The following is a 25,294-nucleotide window of genomic DNA, read 5'->3' as shown; positions in this document are numbered from 1 at the left end:
TTAGCTTATTTTTTACAAATATAGAAAATTAAAAGAACTGTTGATTTCAAAAAAAAAGCTGGTTAAATTTTCAACCAGCTCTGAAATGTTTTTTAAAAAATAGTGTAACCAAATAAAATTGAAAGGCTAGAACTTGTTCCTTTCCAATGTATGTGGTTTCTCAAGAAATCTTTATTTGAATAATAACGAACTTCTCCACTAAATTTATCTAAGAATTTAAAACCAACACCAGCAGCAATACCAGTTCCGCTTTCTAAATCAAGGTTTTCTCTATATTTTGGTCGTTCTTCAAAATTGATATAAGAATTGAAATAAATATCATGAGAAAGCATTCCGTTGATAAATAATTTAGATTTTTTTGATAAATACATGTAGTGTCTGAAACCAACATTAATCTCTAAAATATTCATTTTGATTTCTGCCTTATCTAATTCAAATTCTAAATCTTGGCTTGCAGTTCTGAAATTAGGATTAATAAAAGCTCCCCATTTTCCATTGTTGAAAGGTAAAATCATTTCAAGTTCAACTCCTATTTGTACTGGATTTAAATCTTTAAGCTCCTCATCCATATATTGATTTTTGAATGTATAATATGGTCCTTCAAAACTGGGGTTTGTCAGTTTGAAAGATGGAATTACAGAAAAATGAAATTTAGTTTTTGCTTTGTTTTCAACTTTGTTGATTTCTTTTTTCTTCTCTTTTTCTTTTCCACAATAGTTGTAATCAATGAAAATTTTAGATAAGCTTTCTGAGTGATAAACAGCTCTTTCTAATTTTGAAACTTTTATATCTGCACAGATTAAATGTTTTTTAAGTTGTTGTTTAAAATAATTGTTTTCACGGATTTTGTTGTAATCACTATTGATTCTAAATCTTTTATAAATCAATTGTGTAATCGGTAAATCTTCTTTTTCTAGGAAGAATCTTTTTAACCCAGGCTCTTCATAAATATAAAGATTTGCTTTTCCAGAAATGATTTCTTTTAAAAAGATAGTTCTGTTTTCGAATTTTGGATTTCTAGTATTATCCAATCTTCTAAGGTCATCCAAAGAAACATCTATATCTGTTTGAAATCTTTTAAAAGTTGTTTTATCTAGAACTGAAAATTCTTTTACATTGTCGATTGTTTCTTTTTTTACCTCTCCATTTTCAGAAGTTTTGTAGAAAAATTCTGTTGGAGTGTTTTTCCAATCTACATTTTTAATTAGACATTCGACTTTTTCGTTGTCATTGTTTATAAAATAACCTTTTTCAAAAGTAATTTGAGCGAAAGTAACTATTGAATTTATAAACAATAAAAAAAATAATTTTAACTTCATGTTAATTTTTGTTTTGCAATTTGTAATTGTTGCAAAAATATCAAAATGAAGTTTAATTTGTAGTTTTAATTAAAAAATGATAGTATAGAATTATAAAAAGTTAAAAATATTAATTATGATTAAAAATTAACTTAAAATAATATTTATAGCTGAAATTAAAAGTTAATAAAATGAAAAAATCCGCTAACCAAAACTGGAAGCGGATTTAAATATTTTGAAAAAAGTATCTTTTTTATTCTTCTTCGTCTAATAAATCAGGGCGAACTCTTCTTGTAACTTCTACGGCTTTATCACTTCTCCATTCATCAATTTTTGGAAAATTACCTGAAAGCAAAACTTCCGGAACTTTCATACCTTTATATTCCGAAGGCCTAGTATAAACAGGAGGTGAAAGTAATCCGTCTTGGAAAGAATCCGTTAAAGCAGAAGTCTCATCTCCTAAAACTCCAGGAATCAAACGAATAATACTATCACTTAAAACAGCAGCAGCTAACTCTCCACCACTTAAAACATAATCTCCAATAGAGATTTCTTTTGTAATATATGCATCACGAACTCGCTGATCTACACCTTTATAGTGTCCAGTCAAAATCATGATATTTTTCTTTAAAGAAAGTGTATTTGCTGTTTGCTGTGTCAAAGTTGGCGCATCTGGAGTCATATAAATAATCTCATCATATTCTCTTTCTGCTTTTAACTTCGTAATAATAGCGTCAATTGGCTCAATCATCAGAACCATTCCTGCACCACCACCAAATTGATAATCATCAATCTTTCCATAATTGTTCAATGCATAATCTCTTAAATTATGAAAGTGAACTTCTACAAAACCATTGTCTCTTGCTCTTTTGATAATAGAATGCTCAAAAGGACTTTGGATCAATTCTGGTGAAACCGTTATAATGTCAATTCTCATCATGGCGCAAAGATATTGATTTTGAAAGAATCTACTTTTAAAATTTGCATTTTTATGAGAAGAGGAACGAAGAATTTTGACTAGAATTATTATTTTTTGTTAGAAGTAACTTTTGGATTTTTGAAAAGGTTGATGAATTTTTCGTGTTTTTTGATAAATAAAAAAAGAAGTAAGCCAAAAGGAAAAATTTCTACTTCAAGATTTCCTGAATAAAAAGAAAAGGAATAATCACCTGTATAATAAATCAAATTAAAACTAGCAAGTAAAAGAGAAATCCCTAGGGGAATAAAAGTTTGTTCATTGTTTTTTATAAAAATAAAATAAGAAATTATAGCAAAAGAGAGTATTGGTAAAAAGATTGTGAAAATGTTGTTTTCTTGATTTCTTAGAACAAAATTGAAGATGATAAAACTTATAAATAAAATAGATGTAAGGATAAATTCGAGGCTTTTAAGTTTTTTAATCATAGTTTTAATGCTTTTTATTTAAAACAATGATACAAAAAAAGAGAATCAATTGATTCCCCTTCTTTAATTTATTTTAAAAGTATCTTCTGTAATATGGATTTATTTTTGGTTTCAATTTTTACAAAATACATTCCTCTATAAATATTGGAAACATCAATATTTTGATTTTCATATTTCTGTTTTAAAATGATTTTTCCATTTAAATCTAAAACATACACATTTTGAATTTCTTGCAGACTTTCAATTTTTAAAATATCTGTAGCAGGATTTGGATAAATACTTATTTGATTTTCAATTTCTGTTTCCGAAATATCTAAATCCGTTGTTACGTTTACAATAAATTGACAAGATTGTGTATTTCCAAAATCATCTACAATTTCTAGTGTTACAACATGATAACCAATTTCTAATTCTGTTTCAGCTTCAGGATTTTGTGTAATAGTATAATTATCACAAGCATTTAAAACAGGAATTTCTGTAGTGAAATCTTCTAAAGTATAACTTTCATCCGCTTCAACTAAAATATTTTGCGTTCCTGGACATTCAATTTCAGGAGCAGTTGTATCTACAATTTCTATAATAAAGTTACATTGAGATTCGTTTTCTGCATCATCAGTGAAAGAGATTGTAATTTCAGTATTTTCAGTAATAATTGTTCCCGCTTCTGGAGTTTGTACAATTGAAATTTCATTTGAACAATTATCCATTAAATCAAAGTCAAAATCTGTAAAGTCTGGAATTTCATATTCACAAGATATATTTAAATCAATAATCTTATTTTCTGGACAGTTTTCAAAAGTTGGTGCTTCTGTATCTTCAATAACAATTACTTGTGTTGTCTCAGAAATATTTCCATTATCATCCTCAAAAGTCCAAACGATAAAATATTCTCCTGGAGAATTATAAGTCAAACTTTCTTGATCATGCGTAACAATAATTACATCCGAACATAAATCATAAGCAGTAGGAACTGTGGTAACAGTAAATTCACATTCTGCAAACGTTATAGGAATTACTGGAGGAGTTGGTGCTGCATCGTCAATTAAAATAATTGTTTGGTTTGCTGTAACAGAGTTTCCGCTTGAATCTTCAAAAATCCATGTTACAATATTTTCTCCTTCGGCTAAATTATTATTTTCTAAAACTCCTTCAATTTCTCCATCACAATTGTCAAAAGTTGTTGCAACCAAATCTTCAGAATTGTTACATTCTAATGTTAAAGTTTCTAAGATTGGAATTTCAGGATTTTCTTCATCAATGATGTTTATAATTTGAATAGAAGAAACCGAATTTCCACCATTATCCGTAAAAATCCATTCAATTTCATATTCCCCAACTTGATCAAAAATTAAATTACTTTCCGTAGTTGCTGTAATAATTCCTGTACAATTATCTTCTGTTGTTGGGAACATCTCTTCTGTAACAATTAATTCACAGTTTTCTGTTAATTCTTCTAATTCAGGAATTTCAGGATTTACAGTATCTACGATGTTTACAATCTGAATTGTTGAAACCGAATTTCCTTCAGTATCTGTGAAAATCCAATCAATTTCATATTCTCCAATTTCATCAAAAACTAAATTACTTTCCGTTGTTGCTGTAATAATTCCAGCGCAATTATCTTCTGTTGTAGGAAACATTTCTTCTGTAACAACTAATTCACAGTTTTCTGTTAATTCTTCTAATTCAGGAATTTCAGGATTTACAGTATCAACAATATTTACAATCTGAATTGTTGAAACCGAATTTCCTTCAGCATCTGTGAAAATCCATTCAATTTCATATTCTCCAATTTCATCAAAAACTAAATTACTTTCTGATGTTGCTGTTATGATTCCAGCACAATTATCTTCTGTCGTAGGAAACATTTCTTCTGAAACAACTAATTCACAATTTTCAGTCAATTCTTCTAATTCAGGGATTTCAGGATTTATAGTATCTACAATATTTACAATCTGAATTGTAGAAACCGAATTTCCTTCAGTGTCTGTGAAAGTCCATTCAATTTCATATTCCCCAACTTGATCAAAAACTAAATTACTTTCTGTAGTTGCCGTAATAATTCCCGCACAATTATCTTCTGTAGTTGGAAACATATCTTCTGTAACAACTAATTCACAGTTTTCGGTCAATTCCAATAGAGTAGGAGTTACAGGATCAATAGTATCTTGAATAATGATTGTTTGTGAGTATTGCATTATCTCCCCTTCAGAATTTTCAAAATTCCATAAAATTTGAAACTCACCAAATTCTTCAAAATTCAAATCTGTTTCAGTTGTAGCAGTAATAGTTTCATCACATGAATTAGAAATTATAGGAACTGTTATTTCTTCTTCTGTTGCACTACATTGGAAAATTAAATTCGATAAAGAAAAATCCTCAGGAAACTCGTTTTGACAGTTACAGTCTGTTTCAATTTCTGCTAAAGAATTACAACCAGTCAGATTTTCTTGAATTGTAATTGTTCCTCCAACGCTGTCTTCGATATTTAAGAACTCACAAATTGCTGAACAATCTGTAAGAAGATCATTTCCTCCAATGTATAAATCTCCTTCAACAAGATTTAAATTATTTAAACCCTCAAGATTTAAAAGTCCATTATTATTTAAAATACTTAAATAGTTTACAATTGTTGTAAGTGTTTCCAGACCTGATAGATTTGTTAAATTATGATTTCCTTCAATTCTAAAATAATGTCCAACGGAATATAAGCTCGTTAAACCTTCTAAAGAAGAAAGATTTTCGTTCAAACGAATATTTACAAAAAAACCAACGGTTTCTAAACTATTAATTCCAGCAAAGTTTTGTAACGCATTATTTTCATTGATAATCAAATTTTCTCCAATAGAAAATAAACTGCCCAAGCCTTGAAGATTTTGAAGATTATTGTTAGAGTTAATTTCTAAATTGCTTAAAATATTAGTTAGATTATCCAGTCCAGAAAAATTCAATAAAGAAGAGTTTTCCTCAACTTTTAAATAACCTCCAACAGACATTAGACTTGTAGCTCCAGCAAAATTTTCAAGATTAGTATTTCCTTTGACTAGTAAATCTTCAGAAATTGCACTTAAATTCGAAATTCCCTCAAAATTATCTAAAGCATCATTGTTTAAAACAGTAAAATATCCTCCAATAGAGTTTAAATTATCTAATCCATTAAAATTTTGAAGCGCATCATTACCTTCAATTCTAAAGTTATCTTCAATTGTAGTTAAATTTTGCAATCCTTGTAAATTTACTAAAGAACCATTTGCTCTAATTGTAAGAGAAGCATGAATCTTAGTGATATTTTGTAGACCATTTAAATTTGTAATGTTCGTAGTGTTTGGGTTTACAGTTCCAATAGTAACATGTACATCTAGTTCTGTACAGTCAGGGTAATCTTCTAAAAATTGATCTATTTCTTCTTGTGTTTCAAAGGTTAAATCTGAATCAGGACATTGTCCGAATGTCATTTGAAAGATAAAAACAAGAATTAAAAAGAGTTGACTTTTTAAGAGTAGAGTTTTTTTCATAATTTCTTTTATAATTTTAATTTATATCAAAGGTATGTTTATGTAATTAACTGTAGGTTAAAATGTTAAAATAGTATTAAGATTAGTTAAGATGTAATTATAAAAGCCGATTGTATCAATTTTACAACTTTATGATTTTTTTGAAATCCTTTTTTTTAAATTTGTAGTTTTCACAGAAGCCAATGTCAAAACATCAAGATAACATAGAGGTATTAGGTGCAAGAGTTCACAATCTGAAAAATGTGAATGTGCAGATACCAAGAGAAAAACTTACAGTGATTACAGGTTTAAGCGGAAGCGGAAAGTCTTCACTTGCTTTCGATACCATTTACGCAGAAGGTCAAAGAAGATATGTAGAAACTTTTTCTGCATATGCGCGCCAGTTCCTAGGAGGATTGGAAAGACCAGATGTAGATAAAATCGAAGGTTTATCTCCTGTTATTTCTATCGAACAAAAAACAACGAACAAAAGTCCTCGTTCTACAGTTGGAACGATTACGGAAATTTATGATTTTCTACGTTTATTATACGCTAGAGCTGGAATTGCTTATTCGTATAATACAAATGAAAAAATGGTGAGTTATAGCGAAGAGCAAATCAAAGAACTGATTTTGGAAATTTTCCAAGATAAAAAAGTGATGGTTTTAGCTCCAGTTGTTCGTTCTAGAAAAGGACATTATCGTGAGCTTTTTGAGCAAATTGCCAAACAAGGTTTCTTAAAAGTTCGTGTGGATGGTGAAATTCGTGAAATCGAAAAAGGAATGCGATTGGATCGATATAAAACACATGATATCGAAATTGTAATTGATCGTTTCCGAATTACTGAAACTATTGAAAAAAGACTGATTGAAGCAATTAAAACTGCTTTGTATGCTGGTGAAAATATCTTGATGGTTTTAGAAATGGATACAAGCCAGCCTCGATTTTTTAGTCGTGATTTAATGTGTCCTTCGACAGGAATTTCTTATCCAACTCCAGAACCAAATACATTTTCTTTCAATTCTCCAAAAGGAGCTTGTCCGAATTGTAAAGGTTTAGGAATTACGAGAGAAATTAGTTTGAAAAAAATTATTCCAGACACTTCGCTTTCTATCAAAAAAGGAGGAATCGCTCCAATTGGAGAAGAAAAGAAATCTTGGATTTTCAAACAATTGGCAGTTATTGGTGAAAAATATAATTTCAAACTTTCAGATCCGATTAGTAAAATTCCAGAGGAAGCAATGGAAATTATTCTTAATGGAGGTCATGAAAAATTTGAAGTAGTTTCTAAAGCAATGGGAATTACAAGAACCTTCGAAATTGATTTTGAAGGAATTAGTAATTTCATTAAAAGTCAATATGAAAATTCTGAATCTAGATCAATAACTCGTTGGGCAAAAGATTTTATGGATGAAGTTCCATGTAAATCTTGTAAAGGACAGCGTCTGAGAAAAGAATCACTTTATTTCAAGATTGATGAAAAAAATATTTCTGAAGTCGCGAAATATGATATTTCTGATTTAAAACTTTGGTTAGAAGGTTTAGATGAAAAATTAGACGATAAACAAAAACAAATTGCCAACGAAATTCTAAAAGAAATCAGAACAAGAGTTCAATTTTTATTAGATGTTGGTTTAGGATATTTAACTTTAGATAGAACTTCAAAATCTTTGTCTGGAGGAGAAGCACAACGAATTCGTTTGGCAACGCAGATTGGTTCACAATTAATTGGAGTTCTTTATATTTTAGATGAACCAAGTATTGGTTTACACCAAAGAGATAATCAACGATTAATTGATTCGCTTCTTAAACTTCGTGATATTGGAAATTCGGTAATTGTAGTAGAACATGATAAAGACATGATTTTACAAGCAGATTATGTTTTAGATATTGGACCAGGAGCTGGAACACACGGAGGAGAAATCGTAAGCGAAGGTTCATTTAAAGAACTTTTAGAACATGATACTTTAACTTCAGATTATTTAAGTGGAAAAAGACAAATTGAAATACCAAAAGAAAGAAGAGAAGGAAACGGAAAAAGTTTAAAATTAATTGGAGCAAAAGGAAATAATCTGAAAAATGTTTCTGTTGAATTTCCTTTAGGAAAATTAATTGGGGTTACAGGAGTTTCAGGAAGTGGAAAATCTACTTTGATTAATGAAACACTTTATCCAATTTTAAACGAACATATTTATAATGGTGTCAAAAAACCGATGCCTTATGAGAAAATTGAAGGTTTAGAAAATATTGATAAAGTAATTGCAATTGATCAATCGCCAATTGGAAGAACACCTCGTTCGAATCCTGCAACTTATACTGGTGTTTTCGCAGAAATCAGAAGTTTATTTGCAAAAACACCAGAAGCTTTAATTCGCGGATACAAACCAGGACGTTTTTCTTTTAATGTAAAAGGAGGAAGATGTGAGACTTGTCAAGGTGGTGGAGTTCGTGTGATTGAAATGAATTTTTTACCAGATGTTCAGGTAGAATGTGAAACTTGTCAAGGAAAAAGATTCAATCATGAAACGTTGGAAGTTCGCTATAAAGGAAAGTCAATTTCAGATGTTTTAGACATGACAATTGACCAAGCTGTAGACTTTTTTGAGCATATTCCGAAAATTTTTAGGAAGCTTAAGACAATAAAAGACGTTGGTTTGGGTTATATAACGTTGGGGCAACAATCAACTACACTTTCTGGAGGAGAAGCCCAACGAATAAAATTGGCATCAGAATTGTCTAAAAGAGCAACAGGAAATACTTTTTATATCTTAGATGAACCTACTACTGGATTGCATTTTGAGGACATTCGTGTGTTGATGGAAGTTCTAAATAAATTAGTGAATAAAGGAAATACTGTTTTGGTTATTGAGCATAATTTAGATGTGATAAAACTGGCAGATTATATTATTGACATAGGAAAAGAAGGTGGGAAAAACGGAGGAACTGTTTTAGGAACAGGAACTCCTGAAGAAATAATTAATAACCAAGAAAGTTATACAGCCAAATTCTTAAAATTAGAATTGGAAGCGTAATTTTCTATTAAAATACAAGAGAAGATGACAAATGATGATAGAAAAATTAGAGAAAAGTTCGAACACAAAACTTGGAACGAGATAAAAACAAATGACTCATGGTCTTTATTTAAGATTATGTCTGAATTTGTGGATGGATATGAAAAGTTGAGTAAAATCGGTCCTTGTGTGAGTATTTTCGGTTCTGCTAGAACAAAAGAAGGAACAAAGCATTATGAATTAGCAGAAAAAATCGGATACGAACTTTCTAAAAACGGATATGGAGTTATCACTGGTGGAGGTCCTGGAATCATGGAAGCAGGAAACAAAGGTGCGCACCGTGGAGAAGGAGTTTCAGTAGGATTAAATATTGAACTTCCTTTTGAGCAACACGATAATCCATATATTGATAGAGATAAAAATTTAGAATTTGATTATTTCTTTGTTCGTAAAGTAATGTTCGTAAAATATTCACAAGGATTTGTTGTAATGCCTGGTGGATTTGGAACTTTAGATGAGGTTTTTGAAGCGATTACTTTAATTCAAACAAAGAAAATTGGAGCTTTCCCAATTATTTTGGTAGACTCTAGTTTCTGGTCAGGAATGATGGACTGGGTAAAATCTACTTTATTAGAGCAATATGGAAATATTAGCGAAAAAGATTTAGATTTAATCAAAATTGTAGATACAGAACAAGAAGTATTAGAGGCAATTAATGAATTCTATAAGAAATATAGTTTAAAGCCAAACTTCTAAAAAATAAAAAAGCTACTCAATTGAGTAGCTTTTTTTATGAATAATATTCTGAATTTATCTTAATTTATCTAGAATAGCATTTAAAGTTTCTGCTTCTTCGTCTGTGATATTTTCCAAAAGAGAATCATTATCATCCATTTTACATTTCTCCACTAAATCGATTCCTTTTTCTGTTATTTCAATATATACAATCCTTCGATCCTTTTCACATCTAGATCTGGTAATAAGCTCTTTTGTAAAAAGTTTATCCATTAACCTTGTTGCATTTGGTGCACGAACTACCATTCTATCTTTTACAGTTTGAACCGTAATTGGTTTTCCAGCACCTTTTAAAATTCTCAAAATATTGTACTGTTGAGAAGTAATTTGAAATGGTTTTAAGTGTTCATTTGATTTAGAGTTTAACCAATTTGCTGTATAAACAATATTGATTAAAGCTTTCACTTTTTCTGAAGGAAATGTAGATTGTATGTCTTTTGAAATATCTCCCATGATGATTTTTTATAAAGAATTTTCAAAGTTACGAATTTCTTTTTCTAATGCTTTTAATAGATCTTCGTGAATGATTTTTCCATCTTTAAAATGATCGTGGAAAGAAGGAAAACTAAATGAACCAGAAATTTCAGCTCCAACTCTCGGGAAGAAAGTTTGTCCTAATTTCATTACGTTTGCCGCACCTCTTTCTCCAGGAGAAGTACTTAATAATAACATTGGTTTTTTATTCCAAATATTATAATCTGTTCTACTTAACCAATCAATGATATTTTTGAAAAATACTGTGTAAGTTCCATTATGCTCTGCAAGAGAAACAATAAAACCATCATACGTTTTTAGTTTTGCACTTAAATCTTTCGCAATCTGTGGAATTCCATTTTCTTCTTCATGATCAAAATGATAAATTGGTAATGAATAATCATTTAAATCTAAAATATCAATTTCAATTCCTTCTAAAAAAGATGAAGCGTATACAGCTAATTTTTTATTGATGGAAGATTTACTATTACTTCCCCCTAATACTGCGATTTTTTTCATTTGTTGTATTTCTTTTTGTCTATAATTCTATTTAAAATATATGTTATTGCTAAAAGGACTAATCCTATTAAAGCAGTTCCTTGCGCTCCATCACTAATCATTACATGTGCAAAAAATGCGAGTGTGAAGTTAAAAAATAATCCTGCATAAACCCATTCTTTTAGTCGAATTCCTTTATTTATTAATAAAACAACAACTGCTATTACTTTTAAAACTGCTAAAGGATAGATAATATATGTAGGGTAACCTAAGATTTTGAAAAATCCAGCAATCATTTCATATTTAGTGAAATACATACTTGCTGAAAACAAAGGAACAATACAAAGTAGTACTGTAGAAATCCAGAAAGCGATTTTTAATTTTTTCATTTTATTAGTTTTTAAGTTCGGAACAAATGTAGGTAAATAAAAAATATATTCCAAGGAAAATATATCCAAGGAAAATAATAAAATTATTTTCTTATGATTTTGTACATTAGCGACAACAAAAAATGAAACCAAAAAACATGGATATACAATTTAATAAAAACGAAGACTTTAATAAACTAGAGTTATCAGATTTAAAAAGAAAATTGCAGAAAGTTTATCTTGGAGGAGGAGAAAAAAGAATTGCGAAACTGCATGCAAAAGGAAAGTTGACAGCGAGAGAAAGAATCGAATATTTATTGGATGACGATAAAGATAGTATCGAAATTGGAGCTTTTGTTGGAGACGGAATGTACGAAGAGCATGGAGGATGTCCATCTGGTGGTGTTGTTGTGAAAATGGGATATGTAAAAGGAAAGCAATGTATCGTTGTGGCAAATGATGCAACAGTAAAAGCTGGAGCTTGGTTTCCAATTACAGGAAAGAAAAATTTAAGAGCGCAAGAAATTGCGATGGAAAACAAATTACCAATTATCTATTTAGTAGATTCTGCTGGAGTTTATTTACCAATGCAAGATGAAATTTTCCCAGATAAAGAGCATTTCGGAAGAATTTTCCGTAATAATGCAATCATGAGTTCTATGGGAATTACGCAGATTGCTGCTGTAATGGGAAGTTGTGTTGCAGGAGGAGCTTATTTACCAATTATGAGTGATGAAGCTTTAATTGTAAACAAAACTGGAAGTATTTTCTTAGCAGGAAGCTATTTAGTAAAAGCAGCAATTGGAGAAAGTATCGATAATGAAACTTTAGGAGGAGCAACAACACATTGTGAAGTTTCTGGAGTTACAGATTATAAAGCAGAAGATGATAAAGATGCTTTAGATACCATCAAAAATATCATGGATAAAATTGGGGATTATGACAAAGCAGGATTTAATCGTGCAGAGCCAAAAGAACCAGCAAAAGATCAAGAAGAGATTTTCGGAATTTTACCAAAATCAAGAGCAGATCAATATAACATGATTGAGATTATCGAGCGTTTGGTAGATAATTCTGAGTTTGAACAGTACAAAGAAGACTACGGAAAAACAATTCTTTGTGGATACGCAAGAATCGATGGTTGGGCTGTAGGAATTGTAGCAAACCAAAGAAAAGTAGTGAAAAACGCTAAGAAGGAAATGCAATTTGGAGGAGTAATTTATTCGGATAGTGCGGATAAAGCAACTCGTTTTATTGCAAACTGTAACCAAAAGAAAATTCCTTTAGTTTTCTTACATGATGTTACAGGTTTTATGGTTGGAAGTAAAAGTGAGCACGGAGGAATTATCAAAGATGGAGCGAAAATGGTAAATGCCGTTTCGAATTCTGTAGTTCCTAAATTTAGTGTTGTTGTAGGAAACTCTTATGGAGCTGGAAATTATGCAATGTGTGGAAAAGCTTACGATCCAAGATTAATTTTTGCTTGGCCAAGTGCTAGATTAGCTGTAATGGGAGGAGCACAAGCTGCAAAAGTTTTATTACAAATAGAAACTGCTTCTATGAAAGCTCGTGGTGAAGAAATTTCTCCAGAGAAAGAACAAGAAATTTTAAAGACAATTCAAGCAAAATACGATAACCAAACTACGCCATATTATGCTGCTGCTCGTCTGTGGACAGATGGTGTAATTAATCCTTTAGATACTAGAAAATGGATTAGTATGGGAATCGAGGCTGCAAATCATTCTCCAATTGAAAAACCATTCAATTTAGGAGTGATTCAAGTGTAATGAATCTGAAATAAAATAGTAGAAAACCTGTATTCTTTGGATACAGGTTTTTTGTTTTTATAATTAAAATTTTACTTAAAAAATACAATATGAGATTGTTATAGAATGCTTTGAATTTATAACATGTTTAATGTTAAAAAAAACTTAAAAAATAAATAATTGTTCTAAATAAACCGTTTTTCATAAAGAAATAATGTTAAAGTAAAATAAAATTTATTAGCTTTGGTAGCGTTACTATAGACAAAGTATAACGTTATGAACAAAAAGAGACTTTTAATAATAGGAGGGATTGCTATTTTAGGTTTTACAGGTTACTCATTCTTATCTTCTTCAGATTCAGAAAATACAATGATTATTTCAAAGGTTAAAAAAGGAGACTTTGAGAGTATTATTGTTTCTTCAGGAGAATTAAGTTCGATTAATTCTAAGCAAATCAAAGCACCTGTAGCACTTACAAAGCATAGAATTAGGGAAATAAAATTAAAAGATATTGTAACAGAAGGAACTGTAATTAAAGAAGGAGATTATGTTGCAACTTTAGATCCAACGGAAATTTTCGAATTAATTTCAGATGCGAATTTGAATTTGGAAGGAGCAATGTCTAAGTTTACCCAACAACAATTAGATACTACATTAAATTTAAAACAAGAAAGAACTGCTATAAAAGATTTAGAATTCTCTATTCAAACTACAGAATTAGAATTAAAACAATCTATTTACGAACCGCCAGCAACTATTCGAAAACTGGAAATTAATCTTGAAAAGTCTAAAAGAGATTTAAAAGAAAAGAAAGAAAACTACATCATCAAACAAAAACAAGCGAGAGCTAAAATGATTGAAGTAGGTACTGAAGTTTCAAAGTTTCAAAATAAAAGAGACGATCTTTTAAAATTAAAAGAATCTTTGGTAGTACATTCTGAAAGTGCCGGAATGATTATTTATGCGAAAGATTGGTATGGTAAAAAGAAAAAATCGGGTTCTTCTTTTAGTGTTTGGGATTTAACACTTGCAACTATTCCAGATTTATCTCAAATGGAATCTAAAACGTATGCGAATGAGGTAGATGTAAGAAAAATCAAGAAAGGAATGACTGCAAAAATTGGTTTTGATGCTTTCCCTGAATTAGAAATTGAAGGAGTTGTAACAGATGTTGCAAATATTGCAGAAACTAAAGGTGATTCAGATGTAAAGTTGTTTCCTGTAACAATCAAATTAAATACAACTAACGAAAATATTCGTCCTGGAATGACAACTTCCAATGCGATTTTGACTTTCAAAGAAGATGAGGTTTTAAGCATTCCTTTAGAAGCTATTTTTACAAAAGACAGTATCAATTATGTCTACAAAAAGGATGGTTTCTCTAAAGTAAAACAACAAGTAATTCTTGGACAATCAAATGATAATGAAGTTGTAGTTCAAAAAGGACTAAAAGCGGACGAAGAAATACTACTTACAGAGCCTTCAGGTTTAGAGGATAAAAAAATAAATCGAATTGAATAAAATAGTTTCTGTTTAAGGAAATTCTAATTTTAAAAAACCTATATGAAATTCGATAAAATATTTATAGAAAAACTGAAATCTAATATTTCAGAGGCTTTACGTGTTATTAAAACAAATAAAGTTCGAACATTTCTGACTGCTCTAGGAATTATTTTTGGAGTAGGAGCAGTAATTACGATGCTTGCAATAGGAAATGGAGCTGAAAAAGAAATTCTTTCGCAATTGGAATTAATTGGTGTTAATAACATTGTGATTGAACCAATTCCAGATGATAAGGAAAACCAGAAATCTTCAGAAAATGAGGATGGGGAGGAAGTAAAGAAAAAGAATGTTTCTAAAGGTTTGGATATGCAAGATTTAGAAAGTATTCAAAAAATTCTTCCAACAGTGAAAATGATGAGTCCAGAAATCATCATGGAAACTAGAGTGATTAAAGGAGAAAAACAGAAAAATGTAAAACTGATCGGAATTACAAATGCCTATTTTTCTATTACTAATATGCCAATTGAAAAAGGAGTAAAATTCAGTAATGAACATCTTAAAAAAGGTTCGCCAGTTTGTATTATTGGAAAATCTTTAGAGAAAAAACTTTTTACAGGAGAAACAGCTCTTGGTAAACAAATTAAAGTAAAAGACAATTGGCTAACAGTTATAGGTATTACAGAAGAGAAGATGATTTCTGAAAAAGCACAAGAAAATCTGGGTATTCGAGATGTGAATAAAGATATTTATGTGCCAATCAAAACTTTCTTAGTTCGTTATAAAAATAGAAAAAAAGTAAGCCAGAAAAATTCTCAAGAAAACTATTACGGAGAAGAAGAGAAAAAAGAGAAATTTAGAGGAAATTATCATCAATTAGATAAATTGACAATTCAAATTGATAATTCAGAAAATCTTTCCGCATCTTCAGATATTATTTCAAGAATGCTAAAAAGAAAACACAGTGATATTTTAGATTTCGAAATTTTTATTCCAGTTCATCTTTTAAAACAACAGCAAAAAACCAAACAAATTTTCAATATCGTTCTTAGTATTATCGCAGGAATTTCTCTGCTTATTGGTGGTATTGGAATTATGAATATTATGCTAGCTTCTGTTTTAGAAAGAACCAAAGAAATTGGAATTATGCGTGCTATTGGCGCAACAAAAGAAGATATTGTTTTACAATTCCTTTCCGAATCTATTATTATTAGTTTGGGTGGAGGAGTTCTTGGAGTTGTTCTTGGAGTTGTAGCTTCTGTTATTTTGGAATTTTCTACAGGAATTGAAACTATTTTATCTGTAAAATCTATTTTATTATCCTTTTTTGTTTCTAGTTTGATTGGTCTGATTTTCGGAATTGCACCAGCCAAAAAAGCAGCAAATAAAAGTCCAATTGAAGCAATGCGTTATGAATAATTTTTTGGGTGTTCCCTTCCGCCTTCAACCAGGCATCAGGTCGGGCTCTCCACTACAAGTCCTCACTAAAAAATAAGAATTTCTAATTTGATTTTAAGCTCATTCCAATCGCTCAAAATCAAATAGAATTCTAAATTTTTTTCTTCCGGGCTTTTCATTACGATCCCTAACACAATAAGAAAATTAAAATGAAAAAAATACTATTTCTAGCTTGTTTTTTGCCTTTTACACTTTTAGCACAAAAACAAAAAATAACGCTAAAAGATGCTATCAAAAAAGCACAAACCGAATCTCCGGATTATCAGTCTACCAAAAACCGCTATTATGCGCAATTTTGGAGATATAAAAACTTTAAAGCTTCTTTTCTTCCAGAATTAAGATTAGATGCTTCGCCATCATACACAAATTCTATTCAGAGAATTCAACAAAATGATGGAACCTTTAATTTTATCAAACAAAATACAGCAGTTGGTTCTTTTGATCTTGGAATTCGTCAGAATGTACCATTTACAGGAGGTACCATTTTCGTTTCTTCAGGATTAAATGCGATTTATAATTTTAATGAAGATAATTCTACAACAAAGAGTTTTTCAGCCGTTCCGTTTTCTATTAGTTATTCTCAAAATTCACTTTTTTTCAATGAATACAGATGGTCTAAAAAGATTGAACCATTGATGAATGAAAGTGCAAAAAAGGAATTTGTAGAAAACATGGAAAATATTTCTTTGGAAACAAGTAGGTTATTTTTTGCACAGTTGAAAGCACAAAAACAATTAGAAATTGCACAAAAGAATTTATCTAACCAAGATACACTTTATAAGATTTCAAAAGGAAGATTTAAAATCGGAACGATTGCCGAAAACGAACTTTTACAAATGGAATTAAGTAAGCTGAATGCGGAAAATGATGTGACAAATTCAGAATTACAATTAAAACTTGCAAGACAGAATTTTTCTAGATATTTAGGATTGGAAAATCAAGAATTGGATCTTGAATTTCCAGAGAATTTGACACATTTTGAAGTGGACGAACAGACAGCTTTGGAATATGCAAAAAACAACAGAAAAGCTGTAATTGATTTTAGACGAAGAAGACTAGAAGCAGAAAGAAATTTGGCAAGAGAAAAAGGTTCTAACCTTTTAGAGTTTAGTATTTCTGGAAATGTTGGTACGAATTCACAAGCTTCAGAGTTTAATACTTTATACGATAATAATAATTTTAGTCAATCTCAAAATGTTTCACTTCGATTAGGAATTCCAATTTTTGATTGGGGTGTGAGAAAATCGAAAGTGAAAATTGCACAAGCAGATTTAGATTTGACGAAAACAGAAATTGAAAACCAAGAAATTCAGTTTGAACAAGAAATTTCCTTACAAACACTTCGTTGGAAAAATCAAAAAAACACTTTAATTATCGCTGAAAAAGCGAAAGAAGTTGCGCTAAAAAGATATGATATCACTAAAAAAAGATACATTCTTGGAAAAATCACCATTACAGATTTGAATATTGCGCAACAAGAACAGGATCGAGCAGTTGTTAGTTATCTGAATACTTTAGAGAATTATTGGAACGATTATTACACACTTCGTAGGTTGACATTATACGATTTTGAGAATAATCAGCCTTTGACTTTTGAGAGTATTTATAAAGAATAAGTTTTTTAAAATCGCTTATTTCAAATCGAGATTAAATTAGTTTTTAATCTCGATTTTTTCTTTTATAAGTTGAATTCCTTTATCTATCAAAGTTTTTAATTCTTCATTTTTTCGCATTTTCATCAAATGATTTTTCACAATAGTTTCAAATGTTGAATTCGAATCAAAAATAAGTTCGTAAACTTCTAAAATAATCAACCAATCTTCAGGGAAATTTTCGATGCTGAAATTGAAAGTATCTTTTAGAATATCAATATTTAAAACTTTACAAGCTCTCATTTTTCTGATTTCTCCATAATAATGAAATAGAATTTTTTCTTTTTTAGTCGGAGAAATGGTAAAATCAAAAAAGACTGGATCTTCAAATTCTTCAAAAGAGTTTTTATCCGCAACTCCGGAATATGCAGAAGTTATTTTTTTACCAAAAGCTAAAATATTTTGCTCATGAAAAATAGTTTCTCCTTTTATTTCAATATTACATTTTTTCAAAATCAATAAATAAAGTGTGTTATTTTCAAAAAGATAAGAATCAATTTTCCCTGAAACTTTAATACCAGATTTGTATTTAATTTCTATTTCTTTATTCAAAATCAGTTGAAATTCACTTAAATTTGAAAAAGATATTTCTTCATTATCAATTTTGAATTCTGAAATTTCTCCAATAGGGGAAGCAAATTTATTTTGAGTTAAAAGTTCTTTATTTTCTTTAGCAAAAACAGTTTTATTTTCAGTTTCAATAAAATCAACTCTTTCATCTGAAATGAAAGATTCTACGAAAATTCCTGAAATTTGTATTCCAGAATTCAATTCTAAAGTTCCAACTTCTTCAGATTTTATCAATTCTTTTAAACCATGACTTCCACCAATATTTAAACTTAATTTAGAAACAAATTGATTTGTAATTTCTTTAATAGTTTTAAAATCTTTGACAACACGAAGTTCCTTTTGATGACTAGTAATATCAAATTCCGAAAAGAAAGCATCTAAATTAAACGCTTTTTTATTAACTTTTTTAGTTAAACCTTGATAGCTTTCTACAATAGAAGATAAAAGACCAGCTCCATAAACAATAGGTTTTTCAACAGTTCCCATCAAACCATATTCTACTGTATGCCAATGAAGAATTCTAACTTTTTCCATTTCAGATAACTCCTTTTCTGAGTTTCTTTTGCTATTAATTAGATTTTCTGTTTCTCGTATTTTTTTCTCATCAGGATTTCTCTCTTCTTTCAAAATAGAAAGTAGATTTAAAGCTTCATGAATTTCGAAATCCAATTTACAAGAGATTGCTTTTGTTCCAATTTTACCAAAATAAGTCATAATATCTGCGTATTCTTCATAAAAAACACAAGGAATGTGTCCAACCATATCATGAATTAAATCTGGATAAGGAGTATAGTTTATATGTTTTAAGTTTCGAATATTTGTTGCAACAACTAAGAACTTTTCAGCATGAAATTCCATAAAAGTTTTTGGAGTAATAAAGCCATTTACAGCAACAATATTCCAACCTGTGTGTTTTATTTTTTGTCTTAATTCTTCAATTGTTGGAATTTTTTCTGGAGAAAGATTTAGTTCTGCAAGACATTTTGGATAGAAAGGATGTGCAAACTCATGTGCAAATCTCAAATTCATATTTAAAACATATCGCCATTTCGCATGATCTTTTTCTGTATAAGATTCATAAGGCATTTCTACAACAAATTTTTGCAGATGTTTCGGTAATAAATTCAAAATATTGGAACTGTTTCGATGCATAATGTAAAAAGTATTTTCTTAAAGTTACATTTTTTAAGGTTTAAATATTTTAAAATAAGCTATTTATGTATTAGGAAATATTATTTAAAATAATTCTAAATAAGTTTGTTTAATAGAATGTTTTTGATTTACATTTGCATCATATTATTTATAATTAGTCTAAATAAAATTAAAAATGCGCAAAAAACTACTTTATTTCTTATTAACCCTATTAACTATTTCTGAAATAAATGCTCAGATTGTTGAAGAAAATTTTGATTCAGAAAGTACAGTTTTCACATTAAATGATAACTGGATTATTGATTCGGAAATTTTTAAAAATGGAACACAAGCTATTAAAAATCCTTATGAAACAGGAAATACTACACATATTTTAGAATTGACAAATTCTATAGACATAAGTGCTGTAGAATCGCCAGTTTTGAGTTTTTGGCAAATTGCAAAAACAGAAGGAGGTTATGATAAATGCTACGTGGAAGTCTCTACAGATGGTGGAGAAAATTATCAAACTTTAACTTCTACAGAATATTTAGGAGGAAATCAAAATTTTATAGACAACGGATATTTTCATGAAGATTCTTATGTAGAATGGGGAACTAATGATGAGTCTGTGGATAATACAATGTGGAAAAAAGAATATTTTTCACTAGAAAATTATAAAGGAGCAGATGTAAAAATCAGATTTAAATCAACTACAGACTTTTCAGGAAGTAGAGAAGGTTGGTATATTGATGCAATTAATATTGAAAACAAAACATGTTTTTTTCCTACAACTATAGAAGCTTCAGAAATCACTGGGAATTCCATTAAAATAAATTGGAATGATTCTGAGGCTTCTTCTTATATCGTGGAATATGGACTTGCAGGATTTACACTTGGAGAAGGAATGCAAGAAATAACTTCAGATTTATTTTTTACAGCACCAAATTTAGAAGGATCTACAGATTATGATTTTTATGTAAAGTCTGTATGTAGTGATTCTGAAGAAAGTGATTTTTCAAATAAAATTTTGGTTAGAACTGCTTGTTCAACAGTTACGTATTTGGATTTACCTTACTCAAATAGTTTTGAAGATCTTCCTTCACTAGGAAGTGATAAAGTTGGTGAATGCTTAGAATCTACAGGAGATTGGGTTTCATCAAATCAAGAATCATTTTACAATAGACAGCCTAGAACAGGAGAAAATTATATCTATACAGATTACACTGCAGATGACTGGATTGTTACTCCTTATTTAAATTTTGAGGAAAATAAAACATACCGTTTTTCTTTTTGGTATATCTCAGACGGAAGTGGAGCTTGGACGGTTTCTATCAAAAAAGGAGAAGCTACAGATTATACAACTTGGACAGAAGTTATTTCTACGAATGAAGTAAATGCTGAAGAATACACAAAAATTGAGGGAGAATTTACTATTACAAATGACACAGATTTTCGTTTAGGAATTCATGTAGAAGCAGATAATTCTCCATGGTACATTTCTATTGATGATTTATTAATTGAAGAAGTAAATACTTCAACACCTTGTGCATTACCAACTACAGTTTCTGTTTCAGAAATTACAGAAACAACAGCAAAAATTTCTTGGGAAAATACTACAAATGTTGAGATTCTTTATGGTGTTTCAGGATTTGATCATACAACTTCAGGAACAACAGTGACGGCTACAAGTTCAGATAAAGTTTTAGAAAATTTAGTTTCAAATACTTCTTATGATGTTTATGTGAGAAATGTTTGTGGAGCAGATGATAAAAGTGATTGGACAGCAATTTCAACTTTTACAACTTTAGCAGAAACAATACCTTGTGAATTACCAACGGCGGTTGCTGTTTCAGAAATTACAGAAACAACAGCAAAAATTTCTTGGGAAAATACTACAAATGTTGAGATTCTTTATGGTGTTTCAGGGTTTGATCATACAACTTCGGGAACAACAGTTACAGCTACAAGTTCAGATAAAGTTTTAGAAAATTTAGTTTCAAATACTTCTTATGATGTTTATGTGAGAAATGTTTGTGGAGCAGATGATAAAAGTGATTGGACAGCAGTTTCAACTTTTACAACTTTAGAAGAAACAATTCTTTGTGAAATTCCAACAGAAGTGGAAGTAGAGGATGTAGAATCAACTTCAGTAAAAGTGAAATGGGAATCAGATTTAGAAAATTTCGAAATTCTTTACGGAGTATCTGGGTTTGATATTCTTTCAGAAGGAACAACAATTTCAGTAGAAGAGGAAGACGATTATGAGTTAGAAAATCTTTCAGGAAATACTGCTTACGATGTTTATGTAAGATCAGTTTGTTCGGATGAAAATAAAAGTGAATGGACAACGAAAGTAAGTTTTACAACAGAAGAAAATCTTTCTGTAAATACTTTAAATAAAGATGAAATTTCTGTTTACCCAAATCCAGTAAATGATTTCTTTTTTATAAAATCAAATGCTAAAGTAGAAAAAATGGAACTTGTAAATTCACTAGGAAAAGTTGTTTTAGTAGAAAAAAATCAAACTCCAAAAGTGGAGATGAAAAATATTGAGAAAGGTATTTATTTTATCAATATTTATACGATATCAGGAAAGAAAACCATTAAAATTCTAAAGAAATAATTCCTTTATTTTGTTTTATTTATTTGAAATAAAAAAGCGGATATTCAACTCGAATATCCGCTTTTTATATTGTTTTTCAACTTCTTAGTTATTTAGCATAACTGGCATTACCAACATCGTGATAATTTCACCTTCTTCTACACCATCAATTGGAGTTAAGATACCAGCTCTATTAGGCATTGACATTTCTATTAAAATCTGATCAGAACCTAAATTGCTTAACATCTCTGTTAAGAATCTTGAGTTAAATCCAATTTGCATATCATCTCCTTGATAATCACAGTTTAATCTTTCGTCTGCTTTGTTTGCATAATCGATATCTTCTGCAGAGATGTTTAACTCAGTTCCTGCCATTTTTAAACGAATCTGGTGTGTAGTTTTACTAGAGAAAATAGACACACGTTTTACAGAGTTTAAGAATGTAGCACGATCTACAGTTAATTTATTAGGATTTTCTTGAGGAATAACTGCGTTGTAGTTAGGATATTTTCCATCAATTAAACGACAAATTAAAACAACATTATCAAAAATGAATTTTGCATTTGTTTCATTGTATTCAATTGTAACGTCTGTATCATTGCTTCCTAAAATTCCTTTTAATAAATTTAAAGGTTTTTTAGGCATGATGAATTCTGCTTTTTCGTTTGCAGTAACATCAGTTCTAGTATATTTTACTAATTTGTGAGCATCTGTTGCAACGAAAGTTAAGTTTTCAGGACTAAATTGGAAAAATACTCCACTCATCACAGGACGTAAATCATCATTTCCAGTAGCGAAAATTGTTTTAGAAATAGCTGTTGCTAAAATTTCACCAGAAATAACTGTTTTACTTGGAGATTCTAAAGTTACAGATTTAGGAAATTCTTCACCATCAAAGTATGCTAATTCATATTTTCCTTGGTTTGAACTAATCTCCACAGTGTTGTTTGCTTCTGTTTTGAAAGTCAAAGGTTGGTCAGGAAAAGTTTTTAAGGTATCTAACAGTAAACGAGCAGAAATTGCTACAGTACCTTCAGAATCTGATTCCACTTCAATTGTAGAACACATAGTTGTTTCCAAATCTGAAGCAGAAATTTTTAGTTCATTTGCATTTAATTCAAATAAAAAATTATCTAAAATAGGTAATGTATTGTTACTATTTATCACACCTCCAAGTATTTGAAGCTGTTTTAAAAGTTGAGAACTTGATACTATAAATTTCATCTAAAACTGATTTTAATAAGACTACAAATATATTTTAAATATATGTGATTAAAAAGCAAAAATTCATTCTATTTATATAAAAAAATTAGAACTCTTTTTTTCAATTTTCTATCCTTTTCAAGAAAAATATTTTTTAATCAACAACATTCTAAATTTATTTCAATACCATCTAAAAATAAGTATAAAAATCAGATATTCAGATTGTTAATACTATTTTTTATTAAAAAGTTATTAAGATAATGTTTATATTTATTTGAGTAGTAATGATTTAGATATGCATTGGATAGATTGGGCTTTGTTGATTCTTCTTAGTATTGCAATAACTTTGCAAGGAGTATGGCTTACCCGAAAGGAAAATAAAAAGACCAAGCACAATAAAAATTACTCACTTCGTAGTATTCATATTTCCGTTTTAGCAGCACAATTCACGATTACTTCTCTAATATTTATACCAAGTCATGCTTATCATGTTGGGATGGGATTTATTCAATATTATTTCGGAATTCCGCTTGCAATTATCTTGGTTTGTTTGATTGTTGTACCAATTTACAATCGATATTTTTATAAGTATAACATTCAAACAGCTTATGGTTTTCTTCAAAAAAGATTTGATGATAAAACACGGATTTTAGTTTCTATTCTTTTTTTAGTACAAAGAGGAATGGCTACTGGGATGATTATTTTAGCACCCGCAATTATTATTTCTTCGATTCTAAAAGTAAGTTTAAACTGGACAAATATTATCATTGGAATAATCGTTTTGTTGTTTTTTATTTTTATAAATATCAATGCAATTGTTACGATGAAAAAATACCATATGTATTCAATTATCGGACTGATGTTGATAACTTTCGGTATTTTATTTTTTAAATTGACAGGAATTACTTCCGTAAAACATATTGTAGATGTTGCTGGATATTCTGATAAATTAAATCTCGTTGATTTTAAAATAGACTTAAAAGATAAATACAATATTTGGACAGCAATTTTCGGAAGTTCTCTTCTTTTTCTTGGAAATTATTCTACAAGCCAGCAAAATGTTTCTTCCTATTTATCAGATACGCCAGTAAAGTTAATTCGATGGAAAATGATTATCAAAGCAATTACGAAAATTCCGGTGATGTTTCTGATTTTGTCAATGGCAGCACTTTTATATGTGTTTTATATTTTCAACAAAGCACCACTTCATTTTAATCAAAGTAATGTAGCGCAAATCAAGAATTCTACTTTCGCCCCACAATATCAAAAATTAGAAGATGAACTTGGAACTGTTTTTTCTCAAAAAATGAAAGTTGCACATGTTTTGGTGAAAAATGAAGAAAACAAACAAATTTTTAATAAAAACAGAGAAGAATTAAGACAATTAGAACAAAAAGAGACAAAACTGAGAAGGGAAGGTAGGCAGTTGATGCAGAAATTTGCAAATGTATACGGAATCAATTTGAACAAGAGAGATAAAGATTATGTTTTTATAAGTTTTATTCGGGATAATATGCCAGTTGGTTTGGTTGGAATCATTCTCGGGATGTTATTTTTCGCTTCTATTTTCTTGATTATTTATAGTATTAATAATCTTTCTAAAACGACACTTCATGATATTTTTTATCATAAAAAAGAAATAAAAACGGAAACACAAGAATACAATCGACTTCAAAAATTATTGAAATATACTTGGTTAATTATTTGTGTTTTGATATCACTTTTTATCACGCCTTTCGCGAATCTTATCGAAGCTTTAATCATTATTGCATCTCTATTTTGTGGTTCTATGTTAGGATTATTTTTTATCGGTTTTTTTGTAAAATATGTTCGTTCAGATGCTGCTTTTTTAGGTTTTTTAGTTTCAGAATTAGGAATAATCACCATTTTTTTCTTAGAAAGACTTCATATTGTACATGTTTCTTTTCTTTGGTTAAATCTTTTAGGAACAATTTTCGCAATCGTTTTATGTATTTTATTTCAATGGATTTTTAATAGTTTTCGTCTGAAATCAATTCCTGTAGAATCAGAATAGGTATTTATTTTTTGTTTAGCTTTGAAAAAATG

The 25,294-nt window shown here is 29.4% G+C and carries 16 protein-coding genes; 8 read left to right on the top strand and 8 right to left on the bottom strand.

The window, feature by feature from the left end:
* Positions 1-92: 92 nt before the first annotated feature.
* The 3 genes from I0K12_RS00930 to I0K12_RS00920 all read right to left on the bottom strand — a co-directional run bounded on the left by I0K12_RS00930 (position 93) and on the right by I0K12_RS00920 (position 6,217).
* Positions 93-1,319, bottom strand: coding sequence for a hypothetical protein (locus I0K12_RS00930; RefSeq protein WP_196885021.1), 1,227 nt, complete (start codon positions 1,317-1,319; stop codon positions 93-95).
* 232 nt (positions 1,320-1,551) lie between these two features.
* Positions 1,552-2,235, bottom strand: coding sequence for a tRNA (guanosine(37)-N1)-methyltransferase TrmD (gene trmD, locus I0K12_RS00925; RefSeq protein ID WP_196885585.1), 684 nt, complete (start codon positions 2,233-2,235; stop codon positions 1,552-1,554).
* Between the two features lie 535 nt (positions 2,236-2,770).
* Entirely contained in the window at positions 2,771-6,217 is a 3,447-nt protein-coding gene (locus tag I0K12_RS00920; RefSeq protein WP_196885020.1) for an HYR domain-containing protein, read from the bottom strand.
* Between the two features lie 182 nt (positions 6,218-6,399).
* Here I0K12_RS00920 and uvrA point away from each other — a divergent pair, with 182 nt between their 5' ends.
* The gene (gene uvrA / locus I0K12_RS00915) at positions 6,400-9,228 is read left to right on the top strand and encodes an excinuclease ABC subunit UvrA (protein WP_196885019.1); all 2,829 of its coding nucleotides are present in this window, start codon (positions 6,400-6,402) and stop codon (positions 9,226-9,228) included.
* A 24-nt stretch (positions 9,229-9,252) separates the two neighbouring features.
* Positions 9,253-9,963 (top strand): TIGR00730 family Rossman fold protein, encoded by a 711-nt coding sequence (locus I0K12_RS00910; protein ID WP_196885018.1) that lies wholly within the window; start codon positions 9,253-9,255, stop codon positions 9,961-9,963.
* 54 nt (positions 9,964-10,017) lie between these two features.
* On the opposite strand, the gene I0K12_RS00905 is transcribed toward I0K12_RS00910, so the two are convergent.
* Genes I0K12_RS00905 through I0K12_RS00895 form a run of 3 tightly spaced genes read right to left on the bottom strand, consistent with a single transcriptional unit; the run spans position 10,018 to position 11,363 of the window.
* Positions 10,018-10,455 carry a MarR family winged helix-turn-helix transcriptional regulator gene (locus I0K12_RS00905; protein ID WP_196885017.1) on the bottom strand — a complete coding sequence of 146 codons (438 nt, stop codon included), beginning with the start codon at positions 10,453-10,455 and terminating at the stop codon, positions 10,018-10,020.
* A gap of 9 nt (positions 10,456-10,464) precedes the next feature.
* Positions 10,465-10,995, bottom strand: a complete 531-nt coding sequence (locus I0K12_RS00900; protein WP_196885016.1) for an NADPH-dependent FMN reductase — start codon at positions 10,993-10,995, stop codon at positions 10,465-10,467.
* Complete coding sequence (locus tag I0K12_RS00895) at positions 10,992-11,363, bottom strand: DoxX family protein (protein WP_196885015.1); 372 nt, start codon at positions 11,361-11,363, stop codon at positions 10,992-10,994. Before I0K12_RS00895 ends, I0K12_RS00900 begins: the two co-directional genes overlap by 4 nt.
* Before the next feature lie 137 nt (positions 11,364-11,500).
* Here I0K12_RS00895 and I0K12_RS00890 point away from each other — a divergent pair, with 137 nt between their 5' ends.
* The 4 genes from I0K12_RS00890 to I0K12_RS00875 all read left to right on the top strand — a co-directional run bounded on the left by I0K12_RS00890 (position 11,501) and on the right by I0K12_RS00875 (position 17,682).
* The gene (locus tag I0K12_RS00890) at positions 11,501-13,129 is read left to right on the top strand and encodes an acyl-CoA carboxylase subunit beta (RefSeq protein WP_196885584.1); all 1,629 of its coding nucleotides are present in this window, start codon (positions 11,501-11,503) and stop codon (positions 13,127-13,129) included.
* A gap of 255 nt (positions 13,130-13,384) precedes the next feature.
* Complete coding sequence (locus I0K12_RS00885; RefSeq protein WP_196885014.1) at positions 13,385-14,629, top strand: efflux RND transporter periplasmic adaptor subunit; 1,245 nt, start codon at positions 13,385-13,387, stop codon at positions 14,627-14,629.
* A 42-nt stretch (positions 14,630-14,671) separates the two neighbouring features.
* Positions 14,672-16,027 carry an ABC transporter permease gene (locus tag I0K12_RS00880; protein ID WP_196885013.1) on the top strand — a complete coding sequence of 452 codons (1,356 nt, stop codon included), beginning with the start codon at positions 14,672-14,674 and terminating at the stop codon, positions 16,025-16,027.
* 188 nt (positions 16,028-16,215) lie between these two features.
* On the top strand, positions 16,216-17,682 hold the full coding sequence (locus tag I0K12_RS00875; RefSeq protein ID WP_196885012.1) for a TolC family protein: 1,467 nt from the start codon (positions 16,216-16,218) through the stop codon (positions 17,680-17,682).
* Positions 17,683-17,718: 36 nt separating this feature from the next.
* Here I0K12_RS00875 and I0K12_RS00870 read toward each other — a convergent pair whose 3' ends face one another.
* Positions 17,719-19,440, bottom strand: a complete 1,722-nt coding sequence (locus tag I0K12_RS00870) for an aromatic amino acid hydroxylase (RefSeq protein ID WP_196885011.1) — start codon at positions 19,438-19,440, stop codon at positions 17,719-17,721.
* A gap of 175 nt (positions 19,441-19,615) precedes the next feature.
* Between I0K12_RS00870 and I0K12_RS00865 the strand changes: the two genes are divergently transcribed.
* Positions 19,616-22,045, top strand: coding sequence for a fibronectin type III domain-containing protein (locus I0K12_RS00865; RefSeq protein WP_196885010.1), 2,430 nt, complete (start codon positions 19,616-19,618; stop codon positions 22,043-22,045).
* Positions 22,046-22,129: 84 nt separating this feature from the next.
* Here the strand turns inward: I0K12_RS00865 and dnaN are convergent, their stop codons facing one another.
* Positions 22,130-23,248 carry a DNA polymerase III subunit beta gene (gene dnaN / locus I0K12_RS00860; RefSeq protein ID WP_196885009.1) on the bottom strand — a complete coding sequence of 373 codons (1,119 nt, stop codon included), beginning with the start codon at positions 23,246-23,248 and terminating at the stop codon, positions 22,130-22,132.
* Between the two features lie 274 nt (positions 23,249-23,522).
* On the opposite strand from dnaN, the gene I0K12_RS00855 reads away from it, so the two are divergent.
* Positions 23,523-25,262 (top strand): hypothetical protein, encoded by a 1,740-nt coding sequence (locus tag I0K12_RS00855; protein ID WP_196885008.1) that lies wholly within the window; start codon positions 23,523-23,525, stop codon positions 25,260-25,262.
* The last annotated feature ends 32 nt before the right edge of the window (positions 25,263-25,294 follow it).

The sequence above is a fragment of the Aureivirga sp. CE67 genome, from assembly GCF_015767245.1.
GTDB lineage: Bacteria > Bacteroidota > Bacteroidia > Flavobacteriales > Flavobacteriaceae > Aureivirga.
Note: the sequence above shows the minus strand (reverse complement) of the source record. Positions and strands in the feature narration are given on the sequence as shown.